The following is a 22,242-nucleotide window of genomic DNA, read 5'->3' as shown; positions in this document are numbered from 1 at the left end:
GCGGGCATGCGAAGGCGCCTGCGGCTGGGCGCGCGGTGGCCGATCGCCGCGACGACGCAACCCGGCAATGTCTGTGCAGGAGGCTTGCGAAAAGCCGTAATCTGCATTAGGGCCGGCGTCCATCGAATACAGGACGAGATACATGAGCAAAGCCTTTCTTGCCGCCGTTCTTCAGGATTCGCTCGACTGCACCGGCGTTGCCGCCAATCGGGCGGCGACCGCCCTGATGGATGCGATCGTGCATGAGCTGAAATCCACCGGCGGTTTCACCCTGCCCTCTTTCGGCACGTTCACCGTGAAGAAGACCAAGGCGCGGAAGGCGCTCAACCCCCGCACTGGGGAGCCTGTCAAGGTGAAGGCGGGCAAGACCGTGCGCTTCAAGGCGAGCCCCTCGCTCAAGAAGGAAGTCTGAGCAGCAGGCGGGAGAGAAGCGGCGCAGGGGCAGGCCGAGGGGCTTGCTCCAGCGCCCTGCCCCGCCTCGCAATGCGGCCGCCGGAGCCGCGATGATATCCGGGATCATTCGCCGGTCAACGCCAAGCCTCCAGCGCCATCAAGCAGCTTGCGTGCCTGGCCGATTGGGGCGCCAGCCTCGCGCTTCTTCCCCTCCGCCGACACCGCAACCGATGGCCGCCGATATTTTGATCCTGCTTCCGGCAATTGCAGGCTAAAAGATCCGGAATGGGGACGAAGGATCATGCGGGCAGCCCGCGGCTGGAGGATCGCCAGCGTGAAGCCGCGCCGGCGCATCCGCAGCCGCCCGCGGTTCTGAGCGACCTGACCGAAGCGGCGCCCTACTACCTCCTGCATTTCCAATCCGTTCTCGCCGAGGTGCAGCAGCATTACGGCTTCCTGCTCGCCCCAGCCGAGATCGCCTATATCGAGCGGCTTGGCGCTCTGCCCCTCCCGGCCCGCATGCTTTACGCGCGGCTGGCGAATCGCAAAGGCCCGCTCTTCCGCCTTGATAGGCTGCGCTATCCCGAAATCCCCGACCTCGCACCCGCCTTGCGCGCGCTGAGCGCGGCGGGGTTCATCGAGTATGCGGATGACCGCACGGAGCCGACGCAGCTGCTCGGCTGCTTTACCCTCGGGGAAATCGCGGCCGAGCTTCCCGCCAGCCTGCGCAGAGGCCGCCGGCCAGACCTCATCGCCGCCTTGCTGGTCTGGGAAGGGCTCGGCCCCCTGCTCGCGCGCTTGCGCCTGCGCCACCCGCTGGTGCGCCTCTCGCCCGGCGATCCCTGGCCCTTTCTCCGCTATCTCTTCTTCGGCGAATTGCGCGACAATCTCTCGGATTTCGTGGTGCGCGATCTCGGCTACGTCCGGCCGGAAGAGATTGCGGCGGAACACAGGATCGCCCGTTTCGCGAGCCGCGAAGAGGCGGAGGATGCCTATCGTATGGCCTGCCGCTACGATCGCTTCCGCGCGATCCGCGATCGCCTGCCGGCGATCGAGGTTTTGCGTTGGTGGCAGGGCGAAGCGGTAGAGCGGAACCGGCTGCAAGCCGGAACCGCTCTGCACGACCGGCTGATCGAAAGGCTCGGCCAGCGTCTCGAAAAGGCAGGCGAACAAGCGGCCGCGATCGCGCTCTACCGCTGCAGCCCAGAGCCGGGCGCGCAGGAAAGGCTGGTGCGCCTCCTGCTCAAGCAAGGTGAGCGCGCGGAGGCGGAGCGGCTGTTGCGGCGCCTGGCCGATGGCGCGCAGGCGGCGGAAGCGCGCTACCGGGCGGGCGAAATGCTCGCTCGCCTTGATGGGGCCAGGCGGGCGAGCACTGCCTGGGCATGGCAGAAATCCGCCGGACGCCTCACCCTCCCCGCCTATGAGGGCGCGGTGGAACTGGCCGTGCTTGCCCATTACCGCACGCTCGGCTGGTCCGGCCTGCATGCTGAGAACTGGCTCTGGGCCGCCGCCTTCGGCCTCCTCTTTTGGGATATCGTCTATGACGGGCGCAGCGGGGCCTTTCATTCGCCCCTGCAATGCGCCCCGTCCGACCTCTACGAGCCGAGCTTCTACGCGCGGCGCCAGGCGGCGATCGAAGCGCGGCTCGCCGCCCTCGCCGATCCGGCCTTCGGGCAGCGCCGCTGTGCCGAGACGTTTGCCGCCAAGGCAGGCCTCGCCAATCCTTTCCTCGCCTGGGAAACGGAGAGCCTGGCGACCGTCAGCATCCTCCTCGCCCGGCTTCCCGCATCCGGCCTGCAGAGGGTACTGCGCCGGATGGCCGAGGATCTGCGCCATCACATGAGCGGCTTTCCCGATCTCTTCTTATGGAGCAAGAACGACTATGCATTCGTTGAAGTAAAATCGGAGCGTGATCGCCTTTCACCCAAGCAATACCAGTGGCTTGGCGTGTTTTCTGAGGCGGGATTGAAGGTTCGTCTTGAGAATATTCGCGTCTTGCCGGCGCCTCTCAGCCCGGAGCGATTTGCCGAAAGCGCACGTCACCCCTAAATAGGCACCGGTCTTCCGGGCGAGAAAGAGTGTCATGCGGCGAGAGCGGTTTGTGGTTACGGGTGGAGCGGGTTTCGTCGGCAGTCATCTCGTCGCGGCTCTGCTCGACCGCGATGCCGATGTCGTCGTGATCGACAATCTCTCGCTCGGCCATCGTGGAGCGGTGCTGCCCGGCGCCCGACTCGTCGTCGCCGATCTCGCCGACCGGGCGGCGATCGATGCCGTGCTGGCGGATGGGCCCTGGGATGCGGTCTTTCACTTCGCGTCCCTCTCCCTCGTCGGCGAGAGCATGCGCCAACCCTTCCGCTACCTTGAGGAAAACGGCCTCAACGGCATCCGGCTGATCGAGGCATGCGCGAAGCAAGGCATCAAGAGATTTGTCCTATCATCGACCGCCAACCTCTTCGGCACCCCGGACCGGATGCCGATCGATGAGGAAACACGGATCGAGCCCTCCTCTCCCTATGGCGAAAGCAAGCTGATGATCGAACGCGCGCTGCGCTGGGCGAGCGAGATCCACGGTCTGCGCGGCGCTTGCCTGCGCTACTTCAATGCCGCCGGGGCCGATGCGCAAGGCCGTCTCGGCGAGGATCATACGCCCGAGACACATCTCGTGCCCCTCGCCATCGACGCGGTGCTCGGCAGGCGTCCGGCGCTTTCCGTCTTCGGCAATGATTACGAGACGCCAGACGGCACCTGCATCCGCGATTATGTGCATGTCGAGGATCTCGCGGATGCGCATCTACGCGTGCTCGGGCTGCTGGAACATCGGAGCGTCGCCTATAACATCGGGACCGGCCGGGGGCATTCGGTTCAGGAAATCATCGCCGCCGTCTCGCGCATCGCCGGCCGCCCGGTGCCCGCGGTGATGGCGGCGCGCAGGCCCGGCGATCCGCCCGTCTTGATCGCCGGCTCGACGGCACTCCGCGCCGACACGGGATGGCGCCCGCGCTATACCGAGCTCGACCGCCTCGTCGAGACGGCCTATCGCTGGCGTGAGGAACACCCTGGCGGCTATGCCACGGCAGGAGTAAGCTCTTGACGGTGACCGGCAACCCAGGGCCGTCGCGACTGACTGCGTTTGACCGATCGCCGCCATAGCGCCCCCCTTGACCTCGGCCTTGTCCTAACGGCGTTTATCCTCATGATGGCACGACAGTCTCAAATCGGGCGTACTCTGAACCTCAACTGGATCAGAACCTTCGAGGCTTCGGCCCGCCTGCTCAGCTTCACGCGGGCGGCGGAGGAGCTTTCGCTAACCCAGGCGGGCGTTAGCCAGCACATTCGCATGTTGGAAGAACAAGTGGGCGAGCGCCTCTTCGTCCGGCTCCCCCGCGCGGTACGCCTTACCGAAGCTGGCGAAGCCTATCTGCGTGTCGTGCGCGAAAGCCTCGATCGTTTGCGCCTCGGCACGAGCGATATATTCGGCCCCGGCGATGAGGGGGAGATCCGCCTGCGGATCGACGCGGCTTTCCTCAACCATTGGCTGGCGCCCCGCCTCGGCCGCTTCCTCAACACCTATCCGGATATCGGCTTGCATATCTCACCAACCTCACCCGGTATCGACACGGATTGGGATGAGTTCGACCTCGAAATAAGCCAGGAGAGCGAGCGGATCGCCGGGATCGATGCGGTCGCGCTCATCGGCGATGCGGTCTTTCCGGTCTGCCATCCACGCCTGGCGACGGAATTACGCCAGCCGGAGGATATTCTACGCCAGCGCCTCGTGCATGTGCATCCGAATGGCCGTGCCTGGTCCGAATGGTTCTCTGTCGCCGGCCTGTTCAAAAGGTCATATACCCCGCCACTGATCGTCGATTGCTCGTCGGCGGCGATTTCCTGCGCCGAGGAAGGGATCGGCGTCGCACTCGGTTCCGGCTCGCTCGTCGCGTCCCACCTTGCCATGGGCCGGTTGGTGAGGCCATTCCCGCCTTCCCTCGAAACCATTGGTATCTTCTATCTGCTGACCCCGAGCACGCACCGTCTGCGGCGCCAGGCGCGGGTATTTCGGGACTGGCTGCTGGCCGAGGGGCCAGAGAGCCACGAGGCGACGGAATAGGTAACAAGGGGGATCAGCGCGCCCCCGGGCGGCCGATCAGAAGCCTTCGAAGCTCTGGCGCGCTATTGAGTAAACCATGGCCGCCGCGGCATTGACCGTCTCGCCTGGGTTGGCAGTGCATTGCTGCACGAGCGCATCCATGACGGCGGGGGTCTGCACCATGCGCCCGGTAATCGGTGGGTGGCCCGCCGCCTCGGTCTGCTGGTCGAGGCTCTGCCATTGCCCGACGACCGAGGCAAGCAGGCTGCTCGCGGCGATGTTAGGGTGATAATGGATCGACTCCATCGCCTGGGCACAGGTCGTCATCGTCTCCGCATGGGCGGCTCCTGGCGCCATGGCATGCGCGAGCCCGAGCGCCATGATGCTGGAGAAGAGGCTTAGCAAAGACGCTCTGCGCATCGCGTTTTCCCGCTCAGTTCCGGTCGCGTGACGGTGCACCGCGCGGCATTCGTCAACCGCGCACGGCCCTATTATGCGGAAAAAGCCTTGCGACTGTCTGAACGCGGGGAAGCTCCGGCGGCTGCCGCTACTTGTTCCACCGGTTGAGCTTGGGGACGGGAAAGCCATCCGCAGCCAGGGATCGCAGAATGATGTAGCGGATCGAGGCGCCCGTCTCGGCGGAACGCTGCCGCAGTGCTTCCCGGGTCTCTGCCGGCACCAGGATCTGCATCGGATATTGCTCGGTGGATTGGCGGCGCGGCCGTGCCTGTGCCGAACGCGCCGCTTCGGCCGCTACCGTCAGTACGGCGCTCGCTTCAGTTGGCGGGTCCACCCCGTCGTTCGGCTCCTCCCATTCGACCTGGCTTCTACGCATGGTGCCCTCCTTGCTCAGTCCATCACATGAAACTCCTTTCGAAAATTGACACAGAAGTTTACCTCAATGTCTTTGCGGAGACCTCATTCGCTTGCGATCGCCGCCAGCTCAGAATGGCCGCCCCATGTCGATTTCCGAGAGCTTGGGCATGGCAGGCTTGGCCGCACCGCCACCATGCATGCGCCAGCTCTGTAGGCGCCAAATATAGGCCAGAACCTCTGCACAGGCTTTGTAGAGGGCCACCGGAATGTAATCATCCGGCTCAACGAAGCGATAGATCGCCCGGGCCAAGGGCGGCGCCTCGATGATCGGGATGCCATGGGCGCGTGCCTTGGCAATAATCTCAAGCGCCATCAGCTCGGTCCCTTTGGCAAGCAACTTGGGTGCCGCATCAACGCCACGGCGGAAACGGAGGGCCACGGCAAAATGCGTCGGGTTGGTGACGACGACCGAAGCCTCAGGGATGCGGCGCATCTGGCGGCTCCGCGCCATCTTCCGCGCAATCGCCTTCTGCCTCTGCTTGACGTGAGGATTACCGACGACATCTTTCATCTCGTCCCGCAATTCCTGGTCCGACATGCGCAGCTTGTGCCGATGCAACCAGATCTGCAGCGCGATATCGGCGGCGGCGATCAGGCCGATCGCCACCGCCACATTGCGCAGCACCACGAGGCAAAGGGCGACAATGCCAAAGCCGGCCGCCTGCGGGGCCGCCAGCAGCGCTGGGAAGCTATCCTGCTCGGCGCTGATCGAAAGGGCCGCGGCACCGCCTATCACGCAGAGTTTGAGGAGAGACTTGCCGATCTCGCTATAGCCGCTGGCCGAGAAAATCTCCCCGAGCCCGGCCAGAGAGACGAGCTTGCCGAGTTGCGGCACCAAGGCGGCGAGTGACAGCACCCAACCGCCGACGGCGAGCCCCGCCAGCAGAGAGATCGCCGCGATCATCAGCATGAGCGGCAAAAGATGGCGCATGAGGTCTGTCGCCAAAAGCCCTGCGAGGTTCAACTTGCCACTGCCCGCCCCGGCAAGCGCCTGAACCAGGGCTGCCTGCAAAGTCTCGCCAATCATCAGAGCGAGTTTCAGCCCGACGAGGATCGCCATAACCATCGCGGCCGCGCGCTGAAGATCAAGGGAGCGGGCAAGGTTCCCCTGTTCTGCCGCTTGCCGCAGGCGCCGCTCGGTCGGCGCGTGCTTGCGCTCGCCGGAATCTCCCTCAGCCATGGCCGAGAATCAGCGCAACCGCCCGGGCGATCTCTTCCGACAGCCTGCGCATCGGCACCGGGTAGAGGCCGAGCGAGAGCACCAGCGTCGTTAGCCCGGCCAGGATGAGAATGGGGAAGCCGATGCTCAGAATATTGAGTTGGGGCGCGAAGACGGTCAGCAACCCGATCGTCAGATTGATGCAGAGGGCGAGTGCCAGAACGGGCGCCGCCAAGGTCACCGCGCTGGTGAGCAGCGTTCCGCAGAAGATCGAGAAGTCATGCCAGTTGGCGAAGCCGATTCCATCAAGGTTCCCGGGCTGGAAAGAGTGGGCCAAAGCGGCAAAGACCCAGACCGGTCCGCCGAGCGCGATATAACCCATCAGGCCGAGCCAGAAGAACATGTCGAACAAAGCTTGCGACTCGCCCGACGTATCCCGGAACTGCAGAACGGCGAAGCTGAATCCCATGGAAAGGCCTGCGATCTCCCCGGCGCCGGCAACCGCATAGACCAAAACCTGGTTGAGCAAGCCGATCGCCGCCCCAATGCTGATCTGCACGGCGGCTTGCAGCATCAGCGCCGGCACGAAGCTTGGAACGGGCGGAAGATGAGGCAGCCACAAGCTCAGGCAAAGCGAGAGGCAGAGGACGAGCACGGCCTTGACCGGCGCCGGGATCATCGTCGAACTGAAGAGCGGCGCGGTCAGGAACAAGCCCGTCACCCGCAGGAACGGCCAGACGAAGCTGCCCAGCCAGGCGAGGATCTGATGTTCGCTTAAGACCATGACTGATGCACGAGCGGGCCCAGATGCCAGAGCCAATCCTGCGTGAGTTGGCGGAGGCCGGTAAGGGCTGCGAAACCCCCGCTCGCCACGGTCGCGAGGAGCGCCACCAGTCGCACCAACAGGCCGAGCGCCATATCCTCGATCTGGAAGGTCGCCTGGATCAGCGTGGTCACCAGCGTCACGGCAAGAAGCAGGAGAATGATCGGAGTGAGGCCCGCCACCACCAGCGACAGAGCCCGATCGAAAAGCGCGAGATAGAGTGGCACCTCACCCCCCCGCCCCGATAAAGCTATGGGTGACGGAGCCGAGCAGCAAGGCCCAGCCGTTGATCGAGACGAACATAAGAAGCTTGATCGGCAAGGAAATGAGGGTCGGAGACACCATGATCATGCCGAGCGACATGAGGATCGATGCGACTGCCAGATCGATGAGGACGAAGGGAATATAGACGAGAAAGCCGATCTGAAAGGCCGTCTCCAATTCCGAGGTGGCATAGGCCGGCACCAGGATGGAGAGCGGAACATCCTTCGGTGCCGCAAACTTCTCACCACTGAGATCGACGAAAAGATGAAGCGGCTCTTTGCGCGTCTGGCGCAGCATGAAAGCGCGGATCGGCGGCTGGGCAGCTGCCACCGCATCCTGGAAATTGATCTTGCCGGCAAGGTAGGGCTCGATCGCCTGCGTCTGCTCCTGGGCGATGACTCCGCGCATAATGAAGAAGGTGAGCGCGAGGGCGATCGCCGAGAGGATCATATTCGGCGGGGTGCTCTGCAGCCCCAGCGCCTGGCGAAAGATGGACAGCACAATGATGATGCGCGTGAACGCCGTCATCAGCAACAGGATACCCGGCAGGAAGGCCAGCGCGGTAATGAGCAGCAGGGTCTGGACGTTGAGCGAATAGACGTTGCCGGCCGCCCCAGGCATGGCAGAAAGCAACGGCACCGTGCTTGCCTCCTGCGCGAAGGCAATGCTCGGCGCCACAAGATCCGCCATGCAGACCACAGCGAGGCCGATCACGAGCCTCATCACGGCACGCGGCACCATCAGCCGCCACCAGCCGCCGCTCATCGCTCGCCCCGCGCATCCTGCTGCGCGCCCCAACTGCCGAGCCGCGTCAACCCGCTGCGTGTACTGCCGAGCAGAAAACGCCTGCCATCGACTTCGACCACCAGCAGCGCGGCCTGCAGACCGAGGCTGCGCGAGGCCACGACGTCGATCATGGAGCCGTCTTTTTTCAGCCGAAGCGGGCCGACCCGGCGCCGCGCCGCAAGCCAGGCGCCAAGGGCAAGGACGCAAAGGATGAAGGCGACGAGAAAAAGGGGCTGGCCTATGCTAAGCGCGGCGTCGCTCATCTCAATTCTGCGTCACGAGATTAGTGATATAGGCGGCAGAGAAAGCATTGTCTTGCGAGGGAAGATTACCGTCCTCATGGATGACCGTATTGGCGATCGTCAGCGCACCACGGATGAAATCGTTCCGGTTGGCTTGTCCTTGCAAACTTGCAGTGGTCTCGTTCATCAGGCGGGTGATGATATCAGCCTTGATGATCGGCTCCACTTCCGCGTAGCTCACCAGGACCGCCGGATTGTCGGTCTGGAACTTCATCGACAGGGTCACATATGACGTCGCGGGCGCGCCGCTCTCGGGCGGCAGACTTACGGTGACGTCCGCAAGCTCCGCGAATATGATCGGCTTGGGCTTGGGTTTGGCGGCCTGGACATGCGGCGCAGCGGCCGGGCCCGCGGGTGATTTCGGCGTACTATGAAGAAATGTCATGACCCCGAAAGTGGCCCCCGCGCCGATCAGCAGGGAGATCACCACCACGCCGCCAAGCAGCAATATTTTCTTCATAGAGACTCATGCGCTTTCTAAGGAACGGAACCCAGACAGTGCATAAGCTTATACGCTTCAAACGTTACTAAACTGCCTGTAGCAGACTTTGAAACATCGCCCGCGCGCTGGTGATGACCTGGGCGCTTGCCTGGAATGCCTGCTGATACTCGGTCAGCAGTACCGCCTGCTGATTGAGGTCGACCCCCGCCACGCTCTGCAGATTGGTGGTCGCCGTGGTCACTTGCGCCGCAGTCTGGGTTTGCGTGGTCGTCGCCTGCTGCGCTTGGCTGCCGAGCCCAGTGGTGAGGCTGAGGAAGGCCTGCTGCATGCTGCCCGATCCGCTGCTACTGGTTGCATTTGTCCAGAGCGTCTGCATGCGCTGCGCATTGTTGCCATTCCCGGATCCACTCTGCGACAGGGTCAGAACATCGCCCGCCACCGCGGTTCCCGAGATAGGCACCTGCCAGTAGCTGCCGGAGGCCGCCGAGCTGCTCGCATAGGGAATGGCGATCGTGGCGCTTCCATTCGTCCCAGAGAGGCTACCGCTCGCCACGGTCGTGCTCGGCGTCGTCGCCGTCGTCACATTGAAGTTGGTCGCGCTGGTGAAGACGATTTGCAGCGTCTGCCCGACCGCGCTCTGCGGAAGGGTGACTGCGCCGGTGGCCGGGCTGGTGGTCACGCTCGGGCTGCCTCCCGTCACGGTACCGCCATTGCTGTTGATCACGGATCCGTCCGACTGGATCTGACCAGGGGTGACGACATAGGGATCCGCGGCCGCAATCGCGCTCGGCTGCGCAGTTGCCACTGCAATGCTACCAGCCGCCGCAGGGCTTGCATCGACCGTGAAACTGTCGTTTGCCGCAGGCGTACCGGAAACGGCGAGGGTGAGGCCGGGCAGCTTCAAACTGGTACCGGTGCCGAGACTATAGCTCGTGCCGGTGGCCTGATTGGTCGCGGACCAGCCCGCAGTCCCGGAAAACGTCACGCTGTAGCGGCTTCCCGCCGTGTCGAGCGCCGCCGGATCCGAAACGCTCGCCGCAAGCGTCGCCGTTCCCGTATTGGCGGCATTCGCCGTCGCGGCCGGCGCCGGCACGGTGAAGAGCGCAGCGCCAGCAGCCCCGGTACTGGTCACTCCCTGCGCCTGGGCAAGATTGATCTGACCGGCAAACCGTGCGGCAAGCGCGTTGAGGCTCTGCTGCGCGGCATCGCTCTGCGCCCAGCTCGCGGCATGCGCACCGATCGTGCCGTCGGTCGGAGTCAGCGCGAGCGGATTGGCGGACGCCCCGACCGTCACTGTGGGCGCGGCGCCATTCGCGCCCGCCGCCACGCTCAGGGCCTGCGCGCCCGCCTGGTTGAGCAGGACTGATCCGCCCGCCGCAACCATCACCTGCCCGCTGCCGCCGATCGGAATGGTATTGAACTGCACGAGTGACGAAAGGGATTGCAGCGCCGCCTGTTGCTGATCCAGTAGCGTCGGGTCATTCGGGCTTTGCGTCAGATGCGTATTGATCGCAGCCAGTTGCGTGAGAAGGCTGTTCGCCTGGGTGACATCGTTGCCGAGCGAGGTCATCGAGCTTTGCTGCACCGAGGCGATCGCCCCTGCAGCACTATGAAAGGCGCCGGTCGCCACCTGCGCGTCCGATAGCACCGTCTGCCGCTGCGCCGCGCTGGTGGGGGCGCTCGCCAAGCTCCCGACATCAAGCATGAACTGATTGATGGCCGATTCGACATTGCCGTTGTTCGCCACTGCCGAGGACAAGGTGCCCGTCGATGTCTGAAGCACGCCGGCCGCAGCATTGGCGCTGGTGGCGGTTCGGAGCAAGCCCGCCACGAACCCATCCGCCGCCCTACTCACCGATGACTGGACGCCATCACCGGCCGGGCTGCCGCCGCTGACGATGGGTGTGGTGACCACTTGCTCGGCGGCATATCCCGCGGTCGTCTGGTTGGCGATGTTCTGAGAGACGGTCGCAATGCCTTGCTCGAAGGCCTGCGTGCCGCTCGCAGCAATGTCGATCGCGCCTGTCAAGCCACTCATGGGCATCCTTTCGTACTGCTCGGCCTGCTCTATTCGTCAGGCAACAGCATTTCTTTCCAATGCCTCGACGAATACCGCGCCGCTGCGCCCTCACCTCACGGCGACGGGCTGGGCTCAGGCTGCATCGCCGCGCCATCGCTCGCCGACAACATGCTCATGATGCTGCCCATCATCGGCGAGCGCGCGATGCTCAGGATCTTCGCCGCGTAGCTGCTATCCGTTGCATAGCCCCCGCTCTGCAGGGCATTCGCGAAGCCTTCGACGGAACCTTGCCCGACGACGCCCGGGAAGTTCGATCTGATCAGGGAGACGTAATCCTCGAGGCTCGCACCGGCGGAGGTATAATCCCTGAAAGAATCCACCGTGGGCACGAGCTGGCCCATGATCATCTCATGGGTCGAACGGAAGGACGAAGCCTCGCCGCCCGCAGACTTGATGCCAAAGTAGTTGTTTCCAGGAGCGGCGGCTCCCCAGGCGCTTTCCAGCGCCGCTTGCGCGAGCAAACCCACTGGGGGAATTCCGAGCATGGACGCAGCTACCTTGATACCCGGCCACAGCCGCCGCGCGAAGCCAAGTGCATCGCTGCTGGCCCCCGCATTCGCATCGGCAGCAACAAACTCCATCTGATCCAGGCTGCTGACACTTGCAGATGCTGGTGCTGAGGCTGGCGCTGGCGCTCGGGGCGGCGCGGCTGCGGCAGGCCCGCCCCTCCCCGAGCCTGCGGCGGCTTGGCGCTCGATCGCGGAGACCAGCGTGCTGCCATATTTGCCGAAGTCGTTCTGAGCGATGTTCCACAGAAACATACTGCGAAAGGCGCTCTGCCCAGACCCTCGCGTCTCTGAACTCATACTGGTCGCCGAGAGGTCGGACAGCACATCGTACCACAGCGTGCCCACCAGCCGCTTCGCCTGCTGGGCGAGCGGCCCGTTCTGAGCCGCCTGCTCAACGCCGCGCGACGCGGTGCCCGCGGAGGCTGGTCCCGCCAGCTTCATCAGAGCACCTTCACCTTGCCGTTGATTGCCCCTGCAACCTTCAGTGCTTGAATGATGGCGATCAAATCCGCAGGTGTAGCCCCCACGGCGTTCAGAGCCTGCGCCACTTCCGCAAGCGTCGCCCGCCGCGGCAGATAGACCACACTTGCCTTACCCTGGCTTGCACGGACGATGGAATTCTGCACCGCCTGGGTCGTACCCTGGCTGAAGGGGGCAGGCTGGCTCACCGAATTCTGCGTCTGGATGCTCACCGTCAAATCGCCATGAGAGACGACGGCCGGCCCAAGCTCGATACCGGCATTCATCACGATCGTGCCGCTCTGCGCATCAACCACGATAGTCGGCTCTTCGTTGTTCGGTTGAATGCTGAGCGCCAGCACCTTGGCGATGAAGCCTACATCGGTCGTATCTGAATTGCGCAGATCGACCTCGCCTGGCGAGGTCGGCACTGCTGTGCCATAGCCGAAACTGCGATTGATCACGTCGGCAATCTTGGCTGACATCTGATAGTCTGGCGCATTGAGCATCAGCTGGGTCATACCGTTCTGACCGTAGCTCGCGGGAATGCCGACGGACATGATGGCGCCTCCGGGCACGGAGCCCACGGTCGGCACATTCGTCGTTGTGCTGCTGCCATTCGCGCTGGCCGCGAAGCCGCTCACCAGCAGCGGCCCCTGGGCCTGGGCATAGACCTCGCCATTGCCACCGCGGAGTGGCGTCGGGAGCAAGACGCCGCCGGCCAGCGAAGCCGCGTTTCCGACGGCAGAGACGATCACATTGACGTGCTGGCCCGCCGCTGTGAACGGAGGTACTTCGGCGGTGACCATGACCGAGGCGACATCATTCGGCTGCATGAAGTTCACATTGGTCAAGGTGATGCCCATGTTGCGCAGCATGTTCAGGATCGTCTGCTGCGTATAGGGCACCTGCGTTGTCTGATCGCCTGATCCAGCGAGCCCGACGACGAGGCCATAGCCATAGAGCTGGTTCGCTGGCGATCCCGCGACCGAGACCAGAGTCCCGATCGTCGTGATCGGCGCGGCATCAGCTGCCGGCGGCACTCCCAGGATCCAGGCCAGAAAGCCGAGGATCAGAACGGCCAGAATTTGTCGAGCACTTGTTGTAATAGCGGCACCTGATGAGAATCGTTGACCGGACCATTGCCCACGTATTGAACGTTCATGCCGGCAACATTGTTGGAACTGATCGTCGCATTCGCCGTGATGTCTTGCGGACTCGCATAGCCCGTTACTACGATAGCCGTGACATTTCCGTTTACATTGACGTTGGTTCGTCCTTCGAGGGCCAGAATGCCATTTGGATCGACATGCGTGACGACGGCCTCGATCGATCCACTGATCGTATTCGAGGCTGCCTCCGATCCACTTCCCGCGTATTGATTGCTCGATGAGGTGGTGATCGTCGGTGAAAACGGCGTGCCGTTGAGACTACCAAAGTTGAGTGGAACGCCGAAAAAGCTCGTGACGGAATTGGCGACGGATCCTGAGCGCTTCAACGCCGTCGCATCATTGTTGGAGGCAGAGGTGCTGGTGACGATGTCGATCGCCACCAAGTCCCCGGGCCGCCAGTCTCGCTTCGGCTCATATATCGAACCAGAACTTGTGACCGGAAAAACCGAGCCGTTTTCGGCGAGAGGCGCCCGCGCCGCCGCTATGGGAAATTCGGTCGCGGGCACCAGAGCGCGGTCGCTTGGCGCGTTGGTGGCACAACCCACCAGCCCGCATGCCAGCACCATGGCTAGACCCGCGGCCGCTCGCCCTCGCGGCAGATCGCACTGCATCAGGCGCCCTGGGCTGCTTGCGCGAGATAGTTCAGCTGATTGTCGATCGCGCCCACCACCTGGGTTCCCAACTGATACGAGCGCTCCGCGGAAATCATGCTGACCATCGACTGCACGACATCCACATTTGATGATTCGAGATAATCCTGGTTGATCGAGCCAAGCCCGTTCGACTGCGGTGCGCCTGCAACTGCTGCCCCGCTCGAGGTCGTGCTAGCAAGAAGGTTATTGCCCAGTGGCTGTAAGCCTTGCGGATTAACGAAGCTCGCGAGCTGTAGCTGCCCGATCTGCCGCGCATTCTGCGAGCCCGGCAGCGTTACCGAGACGGTTCCGTCCGTCCCGATCGTAACGCTCGTCGCATTGGCGGGCACGGTGACGTTCGGCAGAACCTGATAGCCGCTGGAGGTCACCAGCTGGCCCGTCTGATTGAGCTGAAAACTGCCATCACGCGTATAGGCGGTCTGCCCGTTCGGCAAGATGATCTGAAAATAGCCACTGCCATTGATCGCAACGTTAAGCGGATTGCCGGTATTCGTCAGCGCGCCCTGGGTGAGCAGAGTCGTCACCGCCGCGGCCTTGACGCCGGTGCCGAGTTCAAGCCCAGAAGGATAGATGGTCTGACCGGTGGATTGCGCACCAGGCTGAATCCCGTTCTGGTAGAGGAGCGTCTGAAATGTCGGGATCTCCGCCTTGAAACCCGTAGTGTTCACGTTGGAGAGGTTGTCGGCGATCGTATCCATCATGGTTTGGCTCGCCTGGAGCCCCGTCGCCATCGTATCGAGCGCGTGGTTCATCGACTTATCCCTGCGCAAGAACGGCGTTGAGCGAGGTGCTCGCCACCGACTGCGTCTTCAAGAGCTGTGTTTGAATCTGGTAGGATCGGCTGGCGCTGATCAGTTGGACCATGCCCTGCACCGAATCCACATTGCTGCCGTTCAGGTAGCCCTGCGATAGTGAGCCGCTGGTCGAGGGCTGGATCTGATTGGCGTTCGCCGGCACATAAAGCGAATTGCCGATGCTCGTCAACGCGGAAGCGGGAGTGGCGGCCAGCCCGATCTGCCCAAAATTCTGCGACTGTCCAGGCTGTGACACCGAAATGCCGGATAGCGTGCCATCTGAGCCGATGGTCAGGCTAGAAAGCTGCGGCAGGCTGATCGGCGCACCGGAGACGCTGAGGACCGGATTGCCGCTGCTATCAGCCAGGATCCCGTTCGGCAGGATCTGTAAGGCGCCATTTCGCGTCAAGGCAAGGCCGGTCGGACCCTGCACCTGCAGCCAGGCATCTCCGTTCAACCCGACATCGAGGAGATTCCCCGTATGCTTGAGCGCACCCGCGGTGGTATTCGGGCCCGGGGAAAGCGCCACCACATCGGCGCCGGGCGGCGCACTCGCGCCACCGAAAGGCGCCGCCTCCGTCATCACCTGCACCGCCTGATAGCCGGTCGTCTGAGTATTCGCGAGGTTAGCCGACAGCGCCTCCATCTGGGCGTCAATCGACTGCAGCCCCGTCATCGACGTGTAGAAGGCGCTGGTACTCATGGATTAGATCTGCGCCAGCTTGGTGAAGTTCTGCTGCTCCGCCTGCAACTCGCTGGCATTCGCCTGGTAGGCCTGCTGAAACTGGATAAGCTGCACCAGCGAGTTAGAGGTTGAGACGTTCGATTGTTCGAGATTGCCCGCAAGCAGAGTGCCCGCCTGAGCAACGCCCGGCAGATTGATGGTAGCGGTACCCGAGGTATTGGTGGCTGCATAAAAATTGCCGCTGATATTCTGCAGGCCCTGCGGATTGATGAAGTTCGCGATCGCCACCGTGCCGACCGATTTCGTCTGCCCGTTGCTGTATTTCGCCTCGATCGAGCCATCGGAGGCAATCGAGGTGCCGGTGTAACTGCCGGGAGCATAGCCGTTGTTACTGGTGCCGGCGATGGCGAAGCTCTGCGCGCCGAGCGTGGTGCCGGTAAAATTCATAGCAACCGAGGATGCCGCCGAGCCATTCCCCCAATTGACATTGAGGTTGGCCGGGCTCCCTGACGTCAACACGCCGCTCGAGTTGAAGGCGAGTGTCGTCAGCAGGCTCGGGGCAGAGACGGTGGTACCGCCCGACGTCACCGGCTGCGAATAGACGTTCCAGGTCGGCGTGCCACCCGCTGTCGTCGGCGCTTCCTGCTGGAAATAGAGGTTAACCGTATTGGCGTTGCCGAGAGAATCATAGGCCACCACCGAGGTTTGCTCATTGTAGGTGGTGGCGTCCCCCGGCACCGGCGTCACCGGCGCCGCGAACTGGCTATCGCCAGAGTTGAGATTGACCGCGAGGCCGATCTTGGAACTCGCCGTCGCCGGAAGGGAGGCAGTGTTGACGGTGAGCGGCGTGATCCCGCCGGCCAGGCCGCCGCTCGCGCTCGTCGCATAACCCAGGACCTGCTGCCCGCTTGCGGTTACCAACTGTCCGGTGGAGCTCAGCTGGAAGGCACCATCACGAGTATACTGCGTCGCCCCGCCATTGTTGACCAGGAAATAGCCGCTGCCACTGATTGCCGCATCGAGTGGATTTCCGGTCGCGTAGGTCGCCCCTGCCGAGGCATTCGTGTCGATCCCGCCAGGCTGCACGCCGTCGCCCGGCACGCCGGTCTCGCCACTCGGATAAACATTGTTGAACAGCGCCAGTTGGCTCTTGAACCCGGCGGTATCCGCGTTGGCAAGGTTGTTGGAGACGACATCGAGGGCCGTCTGTGCCGCCTGCAGACCCGTTGCGGCCGTATTCACGCTCATGACGACTTAGCTCCCAAGGACCGATTGAATGGAGGAGATGGAGACGGGCGTCGCCGAGCCGAGAACGTTGACCGTTTGATCGGTCCCCCCTGCATTGACGCCGACGACGGTATCAACCGAATAGGGCGTGACCGATGGCGGCGCCCCGGAGGCGGATTTGGCGGAGACGGAATAGGTGTAGCTCGTTCCTGGCGTGCCGCCGGACCAGGAGAAGGTGTTCTGTCCGGCTGGCAACTGGCCGAGGGACAACGTGCCGGCAACCGTTCCGTTCGGCGCCGCAATCGTCACCGAGGCAGCGCTGGCCGCGGCCGAAAGGTTGAAAGCGCCGGTCGCCACACCCGACGCATTCGGGGTCAGCGTATTGCCATTGAGTGCAATCTGCTTGCCCACCAAACCAGCCGCCTGGGTCAGCTGGGACGCCGCCTGGCTCGTCTGCATGGAGCTCAGCGTTGCGTTGATCTGATTGACGCCGGTGACGGTCGATATCTGCGCGAATTCCGAAGCCAGCTGCGTCGGATCCGAAGGCGACGTCGGTGATTGATATTGCAGCTGCGCTGTCAACAGTTGGAGGAAATCCGACTGCGTGAGGCCGGTGGCGGAACCGGCGCCCGCCTTGTTCGAGCCGGTCGCGGTTGTCGATCCGGCGGCGAGGGCCGAATTCGCGGAAGGCGTGTTCGATTGAACGGCGAGATTCGTCATTATGTCACCTGAAATCCGCTGAGCATCTGCTGATCGACATGCATGGATTCCTGCAGAACGGCGACCGACGCCGCGTAGCTGCTGGACGTGTTGATGAGGTCAACCATCTGACCGACGCGTGAGACGTTGGAGCCGGAGACGTAGCCGTTAGCGTCGGCATAGGGGCTGCCGGGATCGTAGGTCCGGCTGATCGGCGCATTGCTTTGCACCGTCCCGAGATAGCGGACGCCAAGCGCGGAAGAATCCGCCCCGCTGCCGGTTGCATCCGAACCGATCATACCGCTGTCGGCGGCAGCACCGCTGGTGACCGGCGCCGCCTCAAAGACCACTTCCTGCGCACGATAGGGTGTGGTTCCTGGTGCTGCGATGGAATCCGCATTGGCAAGATTGGAGGCGATTGCGTTCAGCCTCTGGTCCTGGGCAAACAGGGCCGAGCCGACGATCGAAAATATCTGCGCCACGCTCAGATCCCTCCAGGGTTCGGCCGCAGGGCCGTTATGAGATTGGCCGTGTCTTGATGGAGAAAGATAGAGGCGCCCATCATCTGCTGGCCGTTCTGCAACGCCTCCAGGCGCTCCTTGTCGAGCGAGACGTCGTTTCCATCCAACGTCACCGGATCGCCCGCTCGGTAGAGTGCGGCATTGCTCGCGCCCATATCCGGCGCGCCCGAAAGCTCCGATTGCAGAGCGGCCGAGAAATCCACGTCCCGCGCCTTGAAGCCAGGCGTGTCGGCATTGGCGATGTTATTTGCGATCAGCGAGGCACGACGATCCCCGACATCCAGCACCGAACCGTAGTAATCTGTGAAGCTCGCCTGCATCTCCACCCCTGACGCTCTGCTATCCACACTGCGCGACACGCGCTTCGTCACTTAGGCGCCTGCGACAGCCGCTCCGACCATGCCGTTGCGAGGCAGCCGCGCTACCTCCTCATGCATATGGGATATTGCTTAACGGAAAGTAGAAATCATGCAGATTCATGGACGCGATCGACGTGATCTCGTGAGAATAGTTTACACGGAGACCCCAGCTCCCATGCGAATGATTGGGCTTTCATGGTTTACCATTTCTTAGGGCGCGAGCGCTAGAACGTTACGGCAACGATGCACCATTGGATTGACGCACGGCATCCTCCTCTTTTTCGTACTTTTGCCACACACTCTATCGCCACTACAGCGGATATAGTTCATGCTTTCTAGCGGCTTTCCCATCGCTCCTTCGGTCGCGGCCGCCATCGCCGCCGGCCCCGACCCTACAGCCGCTACGTCGCAGCCAGACGGCAGTTTTCTCGGAATGGTCGATTCTGCCTTGCGCAACGTCAGTTCGACGCAGAACGCAGCCGCGGTCGCTGAGTCCGGGTTTTCGGCCGGTGCCCCGGGCGCGAGCCTCGGCCAGGCCTTGGTTGCCAGCGATCGGGCGGAGATCGCTTGGAACGCCACGGTTTCTGTCAGAAATGAGGTCGTCGCTGCTTATCAGTCCGTCATGAATATGACGTTCTGATGTTTTCGCCGCGCCAGTCTTTGGATGCCGTCCGCTCTTTTGCGGCTCGCGCACCCGCCATCGCCTGGATTGCCGCAGGCACCATCGGCGTTGCACTCGCGGCCGCCATGTATCTTGAGATGAGCGGACCGCGCTATGTCCCGCTCTTCGACGGCCTGACGCCGGCGCAGGGTGGACAGGTCATCGCCGGTCTCCAGAAGCTCGGGATTCCCTACCAGCTCTCTGCCGCTGGCAATCTTATCCAGGTGCCTGCCGATCAGCTCGCGCTCGCCCGCCTTCAGCTCGGAGCGCAACAGCTGCCGGCGAGCGACACCCGGTCCGCTTGGAGCAAGCTGGAAAGCGCTCCGCTGACCACATCGGACCTGGCGCAGAGCGCGATGGCGACGCAGGCGCTGGAAGCTTCGCTCGAGCAGTCGATCGAGGCGCTGAATGGGGTGCGTTCGGCGCAGGTCTTCATCGCCCTGCCGAAGGAGACGCCGTTTCTTGCCGACCAGCCGAAGCCCACGGCCTCGGTGATGATCGACGCGACGGGTGGCGCCGAAGCCTCTCTCGGCCCCACCATCGCGCATCTGGTGGCAGGCGCGGTGCCGGGGCTCGCGCCCGATCAGATCAACGTATCGACCACCTCGGGCACGCAGCTCTTTCCGGCGGATGAGAGCCACTCGACCATCACGAGCCAGATGCAGACGATTTCCCGCATCGAGGATGCCGCCGCTGCCCGGCTCTCGAACCTTCTGACGCCGATCATTGGCCGCGATCATTTCCGCATCGCGGTGGCCGCGAATGTCGATTTCACGCGCATGCAGACGCATGAGACGCTGTTCGGGCCGAAGCAGATGCTGAATACCGAGGAACAGCACACGTTGCGGCAGATCGGCTCCGAGACCGCAGCGCTCGGGATTCCAGGCGCACTGTCAAACGCGCCGCCCGCCGCGACCACGGCGAACCCCGCGCCGATCCCTCCGCCCGCCAATGCCAATCAGGCGGCGCCCGCCAATGGCCAAACGCCGGCGGCCGCCAATGCCGCATCGGCGGGTGCCAATTCCTCCACGCAAGCCGCTTCCTCCAGCCAAAGCACGACGGCGCCGCCGCAGCCGGTCAGGAGCAGCGAAAGCAGTACGCGTAGTTACCTGACTGACCGGCAGGAGAGCGATATCACGCCCCCGGCCTGGCAGATCAAGGCGATCTCGACCTCCGTGGTGCTTGACAAAACCGCGCTGAAAGCCGTGTCACCGGCTCAGATACAGAAATTGATCGCCGCCGCCTTTTCACTGCCCAATGTCTCGGTGACCGTGACCACCGCTCCCTTCCTGCCGGTTTCGACGCTTGCCCGGCCGTTCCAGTTGCAGAATGCGATCGGTCCGGTCTCGCAGGCGATCCTTGAAGTGGTCGCTGCGCTGGCACTGTTGTTCGGTCTCGCTCTGCCGCTTGGCCGCCGCATCGGCGCGGTCACGCCGGCGCAGCCGATGCTCGCGATGCCGAAGCTGGTTGAAGAAGCAAAGACTTCTCCGCCGCCCGAGGCAGATATTCACCTCGCACTTGCCAGCGCCCCGCGGGCGACATATCTCGCATTGCGCGAGGAGGTGGTGAAGAACGTGCCTTCCGTGGCCAAACTCCTGCAAAGTTGGACCGAGGATAATGAGTAACCTGAGCCCGCCGCGTGATCTCAGCGGCGCCGAACGCGCGGCGGTGGTCTTGCGCGAACTCGGCGAGCCGCTGGCCGTCGATATCCTGAGGCACATGGACGAGGGGGCGATCACCAAGATCTCCCTCGCCATGGCGGGCCTTCCCAAGATCGATCTGCCCATCCGCAGCGAGATCATGCGCAGTTTCGCGCAGGATTTCGGCATGGCCGAGATGGGAGAGGACGGGATGCAGTTCATCACCAGCGTTCTGACGACGGCCCTGGGCGAGACTCAGGCCCGTTCAATCCTCGAACAGCTTTCCTTCAGCGATCGCGAGTCACCCTTCCGCAAGATCGACCCACAGACACTCGCCATTCAGATGAGCAACGAGCGGCCGCAGACGATCGCGCTTCTGCTTGCGCAGATCCCGCATGAGACTGGCTCGGCGATGCTGACCTATCTGCCCGAGCAGCTCGCGGCTGACGCTCTTTATCGCTACACGCTACTCGACACCGTGTCGCCTGGCGCCGTCAAGGAGCTGAAAGAGATGCTGAACGACATCATCGCCAGCAATGCGATGGGGCCGGCGCGGCATGTGGCCAACCTCGGCGGCCCGCGGGAGGCGGCGGATATCCTCAATCTCCTCCAGACCGGGCTTTCCGAGCGGCTGATGGGAGCGATCGCCGAGCGCGATACCGAGACAGCCGAGAAGATCCGAGCCAACCTCTTCACCTTCCTAGATCTCGTGAAGCTCAACGATCGCTCGATTCAGATCCTGATGCGCGAGATCTCAAGCGATCGGCTGGCAATGGCGTTGCGCGCGGTCGACGAAACGGTCCGCGATCGGTTTTTCACCAACATGTCCGGCCGCATGGCGGAGGTGCTCAAGGAAGAGCTGGCTAACGGGCCGCCGATGCGGCGCTCCGATGCTTTGGCGGCTCAGGCCGAGATCGTCAGCGCTGCGCTCAAGCTCGCGAATGAAGGGCGCATCGTCATCAACGCATCGGAAGATCTGGTCTGATGAATATTCTTCCCCGCCTCGTTCCGGTGCAGATATCCCCAGGCGACAGCGTGACTGCCGCCGCGGCGCACCCGGCCAACAGCGCCACTTGGGAAGAGGCGGTCGCTCAGAGCACGGCGGCCTCTTCAGCGCCCGCGCTGCGGCAGGGGCCGGCGCCGGCCCCTGTCACGCCCTCCGCGTCGAACGGCAGCGGCTCGGCGATTGCTTCGGCGGCGCCGCAGCCGAAGGGCCAAGCATCTCCAGCGCGAGCCACGCGGGCCGATGGAGCTTCATCAAGCTCGCTCGCCAGCCTCGTCGCCGACCTGCCCAACTATCACGCCGCGTTGCCTTCCCCTGCTCAGCTGCCGCCGACCCAGGACCAGGGCGCGCCTTCAGGCCACATGACCGCCGCAAGTCTCGGCACGCGCACGGGGGGGCGATCCGGTACGTCCCCGTCTGCTCGCGGGGTCGCCTTGGGGCAAGAGCCCGGAGCCCAAGCGAGCCGCAGCGGCGAAGCAACGAAGCCCGGGCTGGCGGCTCCGGTCAAGCATCATGATGGCCAGGTGGGGAGCGGGGCCACGGTGGCTCTCGCTAACCCGATGGCGATGGTCGTCGCGCCCGCTCAGCTTGCAGACCAGGTGCCACCTCCGCCCTCGCTCGCGGCCGCCATCGGCGATGGGTCAGAAG

General features: G+C 63.6%; 25 protein-coding genes. 7 read left to right on the top strand and 18 right to left on the bottom strand.

All coding sequences use genetic code 11. From position 1 onward, the window contains the following. Positions 1-142: 142 nt before the first annotated feature. From ACYQ7X_RS09905 to ACYQ7X_RS09890, 4 genes are all read left to right on the top strand, one after another. Positions 143-412, top strand: a complete 270-nt coding sequence (locus ACYQ7X_RS09905; protein ID WP_459696851.1) for an HU family DNA-binding protein — start codon at positions 143-145, stop codon at positions 410-412. A gap of 266 nt (positions 413-678) precedes the next feature. After that, positions 679-2,442 (top strand): VRR-NUC domain-containing protein, encoded by a 1,764-nt coding sequence (locus ACYQ7X_RS09900; RefSeq protein WP_459696850.1) that lies wholly within the window; start codon positions 679-681, stop codon positions 2,440-2,442. Between the two features lie 34 nt (positions 2,443-2,476). Next, entirely contained in the window at positions 2,477-3,484 is a 1,008-nt protein-coding gene (galE, locus tag ACYQ7X_RS09895) for a UDP-glucose 4-epimerase GalE (RefSeq protein WP_459696849.1), read from the top strand. A gap of 102 nt (positions 3,485-3,586) precedes the next feature. Continuing rightward, positions 3,587-4,501, top strand: coding sequence for a LysR substrate-binding domain-containing protein (locus ACYQ7X_RS09890; RefSeq protein WP_459696848.1), 915 nt, complete (start codon positions 3,587-3,589; stop codon positions 4,499-4,501). Between the two features lie 36 nt (positions 4,502-4,537). On the opposite strand, the gene ACYQ7X_RS09885 is transcribed toward ACYQ7X_RS09890, so the two are convergent. The 18 genes from ACYQ7X_RS09885 to ACYQ7X_RS09800 all read right to left on the bottom strand — a co-directional run bounded on the left by ACYQ7X_RS09885 (position 4,538) and on the right by ACYQ7X_RS09800 (position 18,251). After that, positions 4,538-4,900 (bottom strand): hypothetical protein, encoded by a 363-nt coding sequence (locus ACYQ7X_RS09885; RefSeq protein WP_459696847.1) that lies wholly within the window; start codon positions 4,898-4,900, stop codon positions 4,538-4,540. 127 nt (positions 4,901-5,027) lie between these two features. Beyond that, positions 5,028-5,315: a hypothetical protein gene (locus ACYQ7X_RS09880; RefSeq protein WP_459696846.1), complete on the bottom strand. Its 288-nt coding sequence runs from the start codon at positions 5,313-5,315 to the stop codon at positions 5,028-5,030. Between the two features lie 108 nt (positions 5,316-5,423). Continuing rightward, a complete protein-coding gene (locus ACYQ7X_RS09875) occupies positions 5,424-6,536 on the bottom strand; it encodes an EscU/YscU/HrcU family type III secretion system export apparatus switch protein (protein WP_459696845.1) in 1,113 nt (370 codons plus the stop codon). Next, positions 6,529-7,299, bottom strand: a complete 771-nt coding sequence (locus ACYQ7X_RS09870; RefSeq protein WP_459696844.1) for a flagellar biosynthetic protein FliR — start codon at positions 7,297-7,299, stop codon at positions 6,529-6,531. The genes ACYQ7X_RS09875 and ACYQ7X_RS09870 overlap by 8 nt, the downstream gene beginning before the upstream one ends. After that, positions 7,290-7,565: a flagellar biosynthetic protein FliQ gene (locus tag ACYQ7X_RS09865; RefSeq protein ID WP_459696843.1), complete on the bottom strand. Its 276-nt coding sequence runs from the start codon at positions 7,563-7,565 to the stop codon at positions 7,290-7,292. Before ACYQ7X_RS09865 ends, ACYQ7X_RS09870 begins: the two co-directional genes overlap by 10 nt. A gap of 1 nt (position 7,566) precedes the next feature. Continuing rightward, positions 7,567-8,367, bottom strand: a complete 801-nt coding sequence (gene fliP, locus ACYQ7X_RS09860; RefSeq protein ID WP_459696842.1) for a flagellar type III secretion system pore protein FliP — start codon at positions 8,365-8,367, stop codon at positions 7,567-7,569. Beyond that, complete coding sequence (locus ACYQ7X_RS09855) at positions 8,364-8,651, bottom strand: flagellar biosynthetic protein FliO (RefSeq protein ID WP_459696841.1); 288 nt, start codon at positions 8,649-8,651, stop codon at positions 8,364-8,366. The genes fliP and ACYQ7X_RS09855 overlap by 4 nt, the downstream gene beginning before the upstream one ends. Position 8,652: 1 nt before the next feature. Beyond that, positions 8,653-9,150, bottom strand: coding sequence for a flagellar basal body-associated FliL family protein (locus ACYQ7X_RS09850; protein WP_459696840.1), 498 nt, complete (start codon positions 9,148-9,150; stop codon positions 8,653-8,655). Between the two features lie 67 nt (positions 9,151-9,217). After that, positions 9,218-11,170, bottom strand: a complete 1,953-nt coding sequence (locus tag ACYQ7X_RS09845) for a FlgK family flagellar hook-associated protein (RefSeq protein WP_459696839.1) — start codon at positions 11,168-11,170, stop codon at positions 9,218-9,220. 95 nt (positions 11,171-11,265) lie between these two features. After that, positions 11,266-12,162: a glycoside hydrolase family 73 protein gene (locus tag ACYQ7X_RS09840; protein WP_459696838.1), complete on the bottom strand. Its 897-nt coding sequence runs from the start codon at positions 12,160-12,162 to the stop codon at positions 11,266-11,268. Beyond that, a complete protein-coding gene (flgI, locus tag ACYQ7X_RS09835; protein WP_459696837.1) occupies positions 12,162-13,223 on the bottom strand; it encodes a flagellar basal body P-ring protein FlgI in 1,062 nt (353 codons plus the stop codon). The genes ACYQ7X_RS09840 and flgI overlap by 1 nt, the downstream gene beginning before the upstream one ends. A gap of 29 nt (positions 13,224-13,252) precedes the next feature. After that, positions 13,253-13,918: a flagellar basal body L-ring protein FlgH gene (locus ACYQ7X_RS09830; RefSeq protein ID WP_459696836.1), complete on the bottom strand. Its 666-nt coding sequence runs from the start codon at positions 13,916-13,918 to the stop codon at positions 13,253-13,255. Positions 13,919-13,962: 44 nt separating this feature from the next. After that, entirely contained in the window at positions 13,963-14,757 is a 795-nt protein-coding gene (gene flgG, locus ACYQ7X_RS09825; RefSeq protein ID WP_459696835.1) for a flagellar basal-body rod protein FlgG, read from the bottom strand. A 4-nt stretch (positions 14,758-14,761) separates the two neighbouring features. Beyond that, on the bottom strand, positions 14,762-15,502 hold the full coding sequence (locus tag ACYQ7X_RS09820) for a flagellar hook-basal body complex protein (RefSeq protein ID WP_459696834.1): 741 nt from the start codon (positions 15,500-15,502) through the stop codon (positions 14,762-14,764). Positions 15,503-15,505: 3 nt separating this feature from the next. Then, positions 15,506-16,732: a flagellar hook protein FlgE gene (locus ACYQ7X_RS09815; RefSeq protein WP_459696833.1), complete on the bottom strand. Its 1,227-nt coding sequence runs from the start codon at positions 16,730-16,732 to the stop codon at positions 15,506-15,508. 6 nt (positions 16,733-16,738) lie between these two features. Beyond that, positions 16,739-17,431 carry a flagellar hook assembly protein FlgD gene (locus ACYQ7X_RS09810; RefSeq protein ID WP_459696832.1) on the bottom strand — a complete coding sequence of 231 codons (693 nt, stop codon included), beginning with the start codon at positions 17,429-17,431 and terminating at the stop codon, positions 16,739-16,741. Continuing rightward, positions 17,431-17,892 (bottom strand): flagellar basal body rod protein FlgC, encoded by a 462-nt coding sequence (flgC, locus tag ACYQ7X_RS09805; protein WP_459696831.1) that lies wholly within the window; start codon positions 17,890-17,892, stop codon positions 17,431-17,433. Before flgC ends, ACYQ7X_RS09810 begins: the two co-directional genes overlap by 1 nt. A gap of 2 nt (positions 17,893-17,894) precedes the next feature. Further along, complete coding sequence (locus ACYQ7X_RS09800; protein WP_459696959.1) at positions 17,895-18,251, bottom strand: flagellar basal body rod protein FlgB; 357 nt, start codon at positions 18,249-18,251, stop codon at positions 17,895-17,897. Between the two features lie 367 nt (positions 18,252-18,618). On the opposite strand from ACYQ7X_RS09800, the gene ACYQ7X_RS09795 reads away from it, so the two are divergent. From ACYQ7X_RS09795 to fliG, 3 genes are read left to right on the top strand one after another with little or no spacing between them, the layout of a single operon-like run. Beyond that, entirely contained in the window at positions 18,619-18,930 is a 312-nt protein-coding gene (locus ACYQ7X_RS09795) for a flagellar hook-basal body complex protein FliE (protein WP_459696829.1), read from the top strand. Further along, positions 18,930-20,576, top strand: coding sequence for a flagellar basal-body MS-ring/collar protein FliF (gene fliF, locus ACYQ7X_RS09790; protein ID WP_459696827.1), 1,647 nt, complete (start codon positions 18,930-18,932; stop codon positions 20,574-20,576). The genes ACYQ7X_RS09795 and fliF overlap by 1 nt, the downstream gene beginning before the upstream one ends. Continuing rightward, positions 20,569-21,576: a flagellar motor switch protein FliG gene (gene fliG, locus ACYQ7X_RS09785; protein WP_459696825.1), complete on the top strand. Its 1,008-nt coding sequence runs from the start codon at positions 20,569-20,571 to the stop codon at positions 21,574-21,576. Before fliF ends, fliG begins: the two co-directional genes overlap by 8 nt. The last annotated feature ends 666 nt before the right edge of the window (positions 21,577-22,242 follow it).

It is taken from the genome of Acidisoma sp. C75, assembly GCF_054665095.1.
This window is presented reverse-complemented; position numbering and strand designations above follow the sequence as displayed.